At 65.4% G+C, this 6,268-nt stretch carries 4 protein-coding genes, 1 tRNA gene and 1 pseudogene; 4 read left to right on the top strand and 2 right to left on the bottom strand.

The window, feature by feature from the left end; all coding sequences use genetic code 11:
• Both WAO18_RS07315 and WAO18_RS07310 read right to left on the bottom strand, forming a co-directional pair.
• Nucleotides 1-305: enoyl-CoA hydratase-related protein (locus tag WAO18_RS07315; protein ID WP_422205103.1), on the bottom strand; the 305-nt coding region annotated here is incomplete at its 3' end.
• Between the two features lie 98 nt (nt 306-403).
• A tRNA-Arg gene (locus WAO18_RS07310) sits at nt 404-477 on the bottom strand.
• A 186-nt stretch (nt 478-663) separates the two neighbouring features.
• On the opposite strand from WAO18_RS07310, the gene WAO18_RS07305 reads away from it, so the two are divergent.
• The 4 genes and pseudogenes from WAO18_RS07305 to WAO18_RS07290 form a co-directional block, all read left to right on the top strand.
• Entirely contained in the window at nt 664-1,920 is a 1,257-nt protein-coding gene (locus WAO18_RS07305) for an alpha/beta hydrolase fold domain-containing protein (RefSeq protein WP_422205101.1), read from the top strand.
• A gap of 283 nt (nt 1,921-2,203) precedes the next feature.
• On the top strand, nt 2,204-3,679 hold the full coding sequence (locus WAO18_RS07300) for a wax ester/triacylglycerol synthase family O-acyltransferase (RefSeq protein WP_422205099.1): 1,476 nt from the start codon (nt 2,204-2,206) through the stop codon (nt 3,677-3,679).
• Nucleotides 3,676-5,382: an HAD-IB family hydrolase gene (locus WAO18_RS07295; protein ID WP_422205097.1), complete on the top strand. Its 1,707-nt coding sequence runs from the start codon at nt 3,676-3,678 to the stop codon at nt 5,380-5,382. Before WAO18_RS07300 ends, WAO18_RS07295 begins: the two co-directional genes overlap by 4 nt.
• A pseudogene (locus WAO18_RS07290) lies at nt 5,379-6,268 on the top strand (glycerol-3-phosphate acyltransferase); the annotation flags it as partial. The gene WAO18_RS07295 and the pseudogene WAO18_RS07290, both read left to right, overlap by 4 nt.

The raw sequence follows: 6,268 nt of genomic DNA, 5'->3' as shown, positions 1-6,268 counted from the left end.
CCGTTGACCGCGGCGATCGTCGGCAGCGTGCACTTGCCGACGGCCATGAAACCGTCGTAGAGGCGCAGCAGTCCCTCCTCGGCCGCGCTGCCCAACGCGCTGAGATCGGCGCCGGCGCAGAACGCTTGACCGGCGCCGGTGACCACAACGGCATGCACATCGGAGTCGCTCTCGGCTCGGTCAACTGCGGCGCGCAACTGCCTGGACATCTCGCCGGTGACTGCGTTGCGTCGGTCTGGGTCGTTGACGGTCAGCACCGCGACATGATTTTCGACGGAGTACAGCACAAGATCGGACTGTGGCATCGGGAACCTCCGCAGACTCGCTGGTGACGGTGCTAATTGCACCATCCGAGGACATGTGCCACATGCACCTCACTTGTCACATGGTGCCTGGCACTGCGTGCCCCCGGCAGGATTCGAACCTGCGACCACAAGATTAGAAGTCATGTGCTCTATCCAGCTGAGCTACGGGGGCCGAAGACTCTAAGCCCAGGTCAGTCTAGCCAACCGCGGGCACCAGCACTCATAGTGCGCAACGCCGAACGAAATGTCGTTGGCAGGAATAGTGATTCGGCTAGTGTGAGGCCCGCCACACACGTACGCTACCGACGGCCAGGATGTCCGCAGGCGGGGTGTGCTCAATGACGAGGAGTGGCAAGGCATGACCGAGGCCATAGATGTCAGAGCGCGATACTCGCAGGCGCGCGCCGAATTGCTCCGACAAGGGTCGCAGCTCGCCGCGATGCCGGTCGGCGCGTACCGCACCGGCTCGCTGCTGCTTCGTGGCTCGCCGTGGGTAGCCCGCTTTCTGGCTGAATGGTTGTCGTCTGAATTCCCGCCCCACGTGGTCACCGGGCATGCGCTTTCTGGCGTGACACCGTTGTCGGTTGGCCGCGTGGCGACGGGCTGGGCCGCTCAGCGGGCCGACCGGATCCTGACCGCCGCGCTGGCGGAGACGTTCGGCCCGGATTACCAGGACAAGGCCGCCCATCCGGTCGAGCGGGCCGCATGTTCGGGCCGCGTCGGCCTCCTGAATGCGGCCGGCCATCGTCGGCGCTACGCCGCGCAGACGTCGGACATCGTGTACGGTCCCGACCCCCGCGACAACATGCTGGACATCTGGCGCCACCCCGACGTCAAGGCAGGAGATCGCACGCCGGTGGTGCTGCAGATCCCGGGTGGCGCATGGACGGTCAACGGTCGACGGCCGCAGGCATATCCGCTGATGGGTCGGCTGGTTGAGCAAGGCTGGATGTGCGTGTCCATCGACTACAGCAAAAGCCCGCGCAAGTCCTGGCCGGCCCACATCATCGACGTCAAGCGCGCGCTGGCCTGGGTCCGCGAAAACATTGCCGACTACGGCGGCGATCCCGACTTCATCGCCGTCACGGGCGGCTCGGCGGGCGGACACTTGGCCTCGCTGGTCGCACTCACCGCTAACGACAGGCGACTACAACCCGGATTCGAAAAGGTCGACACCACTGTGCAGGCCGCGGCGCCCTTTTACGGTGTTTACGACCTGACCGACATCGAAAAAATGAACGAAATGATGCTGCCGTTCCTGGAGCTTTTCGTCATGAAAGCGCGCTACGCCGACCAGCCTGAGCTGTTCGAATTGGCGTCTCCCGTTACGCACGTGCATCGCGGGGCGCCACCGTTCTTTGTGCTGCATGGTGAGAACGATTCGGTGATCCCGAGCGTGCAGGCACAGGCCTTTTGCGGCGCGCTCCGCGACGCCGGAGCCCCGACTGTGTGTTACGCAGAGCTTCCCAACGCGCACCACGCTTTTGACCTGTTCTCTACCGTGCGATCCAGATTTGCTGCTGACGCCGTTGCCGACTTTCTCGGTGTCGTCTACGGACGCTATTTGCGTTCGCGGTCGACAGTTTTGCGCAGGCGTGCCACGCCGGCCAGCTGAATTGATCGGTGCATAACCGAACTTTCATTTCTAATTTGGCCGCCCGCCATGGTATTTCGCCGACAAACACAATTGGGTTTGCCCCGGCATTCTGATCCGAACATTCGGCTACCGCCACCGCGGTCACCGGACTACGTTGGAGTTGCGCACGTCAACCTGGCAAACCGTGCGGTGACGTCGCTGGGGCGTGATAGTTGAATGCGTTCGAAACGGGAGGCTTGAGTGGCGAAAGCGGCGTTGGCGCGTCGATCGGCGGGCGTGGCGACCACCCGGGGGAGCTGCGGTGGCTGAGCAGGTTGATGCGGCCGGATTGCCCACGGCACTGGGCCCGGTCGACTACCTCTTGCATCGCGGCGAGGCCAATCCGCGCACCCGCTCGGGAATTATGGCCCTGGAGATCCTGGACACCACGCCGGATTGGGACCGCTTCCGGACCCGTTTCGAGAACGCGTCCCGACGGGCGTTGCGGCTGCGACAGAAGGTGGTTGTGCCGTCGCTGCCGACGGCCGCGCCGCGCTGGGTGGTCGATCCCGACTTCAACTTGGACTATCACGTGCGCAGAATGCGCGTCTCCGAACCCGGCACGCTGCGACAGGTATTCGACCTTGCCGAGTTGATGCTGCAATCGCCGCTGGACATCGCCCGACCGCTGTGGACGGCCACTCTGATCGAGGGTCTGCCCGACGGTAAGGCCGCCACGCTGCTGCACTTGTCGCACGCTGTCACCGACGGTGTCGGCAGCGTGGAGATGTTCGCTCACATCTACGACCTCGAGCGCGATCCGGCGCCTCAGCCGACGCCGACCCAACCCATACCGCAGGATCTGACAGCCAACGATTTGATGCGCGAAGGGCTCAACCACTTGGCAGCGAACGTGATCTACGGGGCCGGCGGTGTGCTGTGGGGGGCGGCGTCGGTGGTCGGGCGCGCGGTAGCCAACCCCGGCAAGGCGGTGTCGGGTGTGCTGAACTACGCCCGGTCGGGCGCACGGGTGGTCAGCCGGGCCGCGGAGCCCTCTCCACTGCTTTGTCGGCGCAGCTTGGCCACCCGCAGCGAGGCCATCGACATCCCGCTGTCCGACCTGCACCGGGCCGCGAAAGCCGGCGGCGGCTCGATCAATGACGCCTATCTAGCCGGTTTGTCCGGTGCACTGGGGCGCTACCACACCGCGCTCGGCGTGCCGATCGCCACGTTGCCGTTGGCGGTGCCGGTCAGCCTGCGGGCCGAGTCCGACGCGGCCGGCGGCAACCGATTCACCGGCGTGAACCTGGCCGCCCCGATCGGCACCGCGGATCCGATCGCCCGCATGCAGAAGATCCGTTTGCAGATGACCCAGCGCCGCGACGAGCCCGCGATGGACATCATCAGCTCGATCGCGCCGGTGCTGAGCGTGCTGCCAGGACCGCTGCTGGAGTCGATGACGGCCTCGGTCGTCGGCTCCGACGTGCAGGCCAGCAATGTGCCGGTCTATCCCGGCGACACGTTTTTGGCCGGCGCAAAGATCCTGCGGCAGTATGGCATTGGCCCGTTGCCCGGTGTGGCGATGATGGTCGTGCTGATCTCCCGAGGCGGCTACTGCACCATCACCACGCGCTACGACCGGGCCGCCATCCGGGATGAGGCGTTGTTTGCCCGCTGCCTGATGGAGGGTTTCAACGAAATCCTCGCGCTGGCAGGCGATCCCGCGCCGCAGGCGATGCCTGCCACGTTCGATGCCGAAACGCACGGGACGTCCAATCGATCGGCGGTGGGTTCATGACGGGCGAGGATCGCGAGTCGAAGAAACCGGCACGTGACCTTCGGCTGCCGGGCTCGGTAGCCGAAATCATGGCCAGTCCGCCCGGGCCCGAGATCGGCGCATTCTTCGACTTGGACGGGACCCTGGTGGCCGGATTTACGGCCGTCATCCTCACCCAGGAGCGGTTGCGGCGCCGCGACATGGGCGTCGGCGAACTGATCAGCATGGTCACGGCCGGGCTGAATCATCAACTCGGGCGTATCGAATTCGAAGAGCTGATCGGCAAGGCCTCGGGGGCGCTCCGTGGGCGGATATTGAGCGATCTGGACGAGATCGGCGAGCGGCTGTTCGCCCAGCGAATCGAGTCGCGGATCTACCCGGAGATGCGCGAATTGGTGCGCGCCCACCTGGCTCGCGGGCACACCGTGGTGCTCAGTTCGTCGGCGCTGACCATCCAGGTCGCCCCGGTAGCCAAGTTCCTCGGCATCCTCAACACGCTCACCAACAAGTTCGAGACCAACGACGACGGGATCCTGACCGGAGGTGTGGTCAAGCCGATTCTGTGGGGACCGGGCAAGGCCGCGGCGGTGCAGAAGTTCGCCGGCGAGAACGGGATTGACCTCAAGGACAGCTACTTTTACGCCGACGGCGACGAAGATGTAGCGCTGATGTATCTGGTCGGCAATCCGCGGCCGACCAACCCGGAAGGCAAGATGGCCGCCGTCGCCAAGCGGCGCGGCTGGCCCATTCTGCGGTTCACCAGTCGCAGCGGCGGAGGCATCACCGCGCAACTGCGCACGCTCGCCGGAGTCGGTTCGGTCGTTCCCGTCGCCGCCGGCGCGCTGGGAATCGGCCTGCTGACCGGGAGCCGGCGCCGCGGGGTCAACTTCTTCACGGCGACCTGGTCGCAGCTGTTGCTGACCGCCAGCGGTGTGCAACTCAACATCCTCGGCAAGGAGAACCTGACTGCCGAGCGACCGGCGGTGTTCATCTTCAACCACCGCAACCAGGCCGACCCCGTCATCGTCGGCGCACTGATCCGCGACAACTGGGTTGCCGTCGGGAAGAAAGAGCTCGAGGGTGACCCGATCATGGGCACGCTTGGCAAGGTGCTCGACTCCGTGTTCATCGACCGGGATAACCCGGCCGCAGCGGTGGAGACGCTGCACCAGGTCGAGGAGCGCGCGCGACAGGGCCTGTCGATCATGATCGCGCCTGAGGGCACCAGGCTAGACACCACCAGTGTTGGGCCGTTCAAAAAGGGGCCGTTCCGGATGGCGATGGCGGTGGGGATACCGATCGTGCCGATCGTGATCCGCAACGCGGAGATCATCGCCGCGCGCAACTCGACCACGATGAACCCTGGCACGGTGGATGTCGCTGTGTACCCGCCGATTTCGGTCGCGGACTGGACCGTGGGTACGTTGGCAGACCGGATCGCGCAAGTGCGTCAGCTGTATGTGGACACGCTGGCCGACTGGCCGGTCGACGAGCTGCCCGACCATGACGTGTACCGAAAGAAAGCAGCGCCGCGCAGAACCACCAAGGCCGCGCCTGCCAAAGCCGCGGCAAAGAAGGCTACGCCCGCGAAGGCAGCGGCAAAGAAGGCCACGCCCGCGAAGGCAGCGGCCAAGAAAGCGGCTGAAGCCGCCCAGCCCAAGGCAACACCGCGCAAAGCGACCAAGGCGCAACCGAGTACGCCGCGGCCCAAGGGACGATCGTGACAAAGCGGCGCGCCAGTACGGATTCGTTCAGCACAACTGACGACACCCTGGTGTTGGCGTCAGCGTCCTCGCCGGTGGAATCGGAGTTGCTGGCAACCTGGCTTGATCAGCAACGCGCCCTCCATCCGGAGACGAAGCTCGAGGTGCTTGCGCTACCCGGGCCGGATCCGTCGCCCGGCGCGTTGGCGCAACTCGTCGAGCAGCTCGAGTTGGACGAGGACCGGTCCATCGTGCCGGTGCGCGTCTTTTGGATGCCGCGGGCCGACGCGTCGACATTGAACCGGGTAGCGGCGTTGATCCCGGGTCGAAATCCATACCAGCCCAGTGAGCGTCAGCAGCGACACATCCTGCGGACCGATCGTTCGCGAGCCCAAGTGGTGGCCGGCGAATCGGCCAAGGTGTCCGAACTTCGTCAGCAGTGGCGCGACATCACCGTCGGCGACAATCCCCGGGAATTCGCGCATTTCGTCACCCGCCGGGCGCTGCTGGCGATGGAGCGCGCGGAATACCGAATCCTCGGACCGCAATACAAGTCACCGCGGCTGGTCCGGCCGGAGATTCTGGCGTCCGCGCGATTTCGCGCCGGCCTGGAGAAGATCCCGGGTGCCAGCCTCGAGCAGGCCGGAAAGATGCTCGACGAGCTCGCCACCGGTTGGAGCCGGGTTTCCGTCGACCTCGTCTCCGTCCTGGGCAGATTGTTCAGCCGGGGATTCGACCGGGAAATCGACTATGACGAGTACCAGGTAGCGGCGCTGCGGACGGCGCTGGAAGCTCATCCCGCGGTGTTGCTGTTCTCGCACCGGTCCTACATCGACGGCGCGGTGATGCCGGTGGCGATGCAGGAAAATCGTCTGCCGCCGGTGCATGTATTCGCAGGTGTCAACCT

This window comes from Mycobacterium sp., assembly GCF_049278535.1.
Taxonomy (GTDB): domain Bacteria; phylum Actinomycetota; class Actinomycetes; order Mycobacteriales; family Mycobacteriaceae; genus Mycobacterium.
Note: the sequence above shows the minus strand (reverse complement) of the source record. Positions and strands in the feature narration are given on the sequence as shown.

Excerpts from the sequence above, each read along its gene's own strand:
- WAO18_RS07295 (WP_422205097.1), top strand. The coding sequence starts at position 3,676 with ATGACGGGCGAGGATCGCGAGTCGAAGAAACCGGCACGTGACCTTCGG.
- WAO18_RS07305 (WP_422205101.1), top strand. The coding sequence starts at position 664 with ATGACCGAGGCCATAGATGTCAGAGCGCGATACTCGCAGGCGCGCGCC.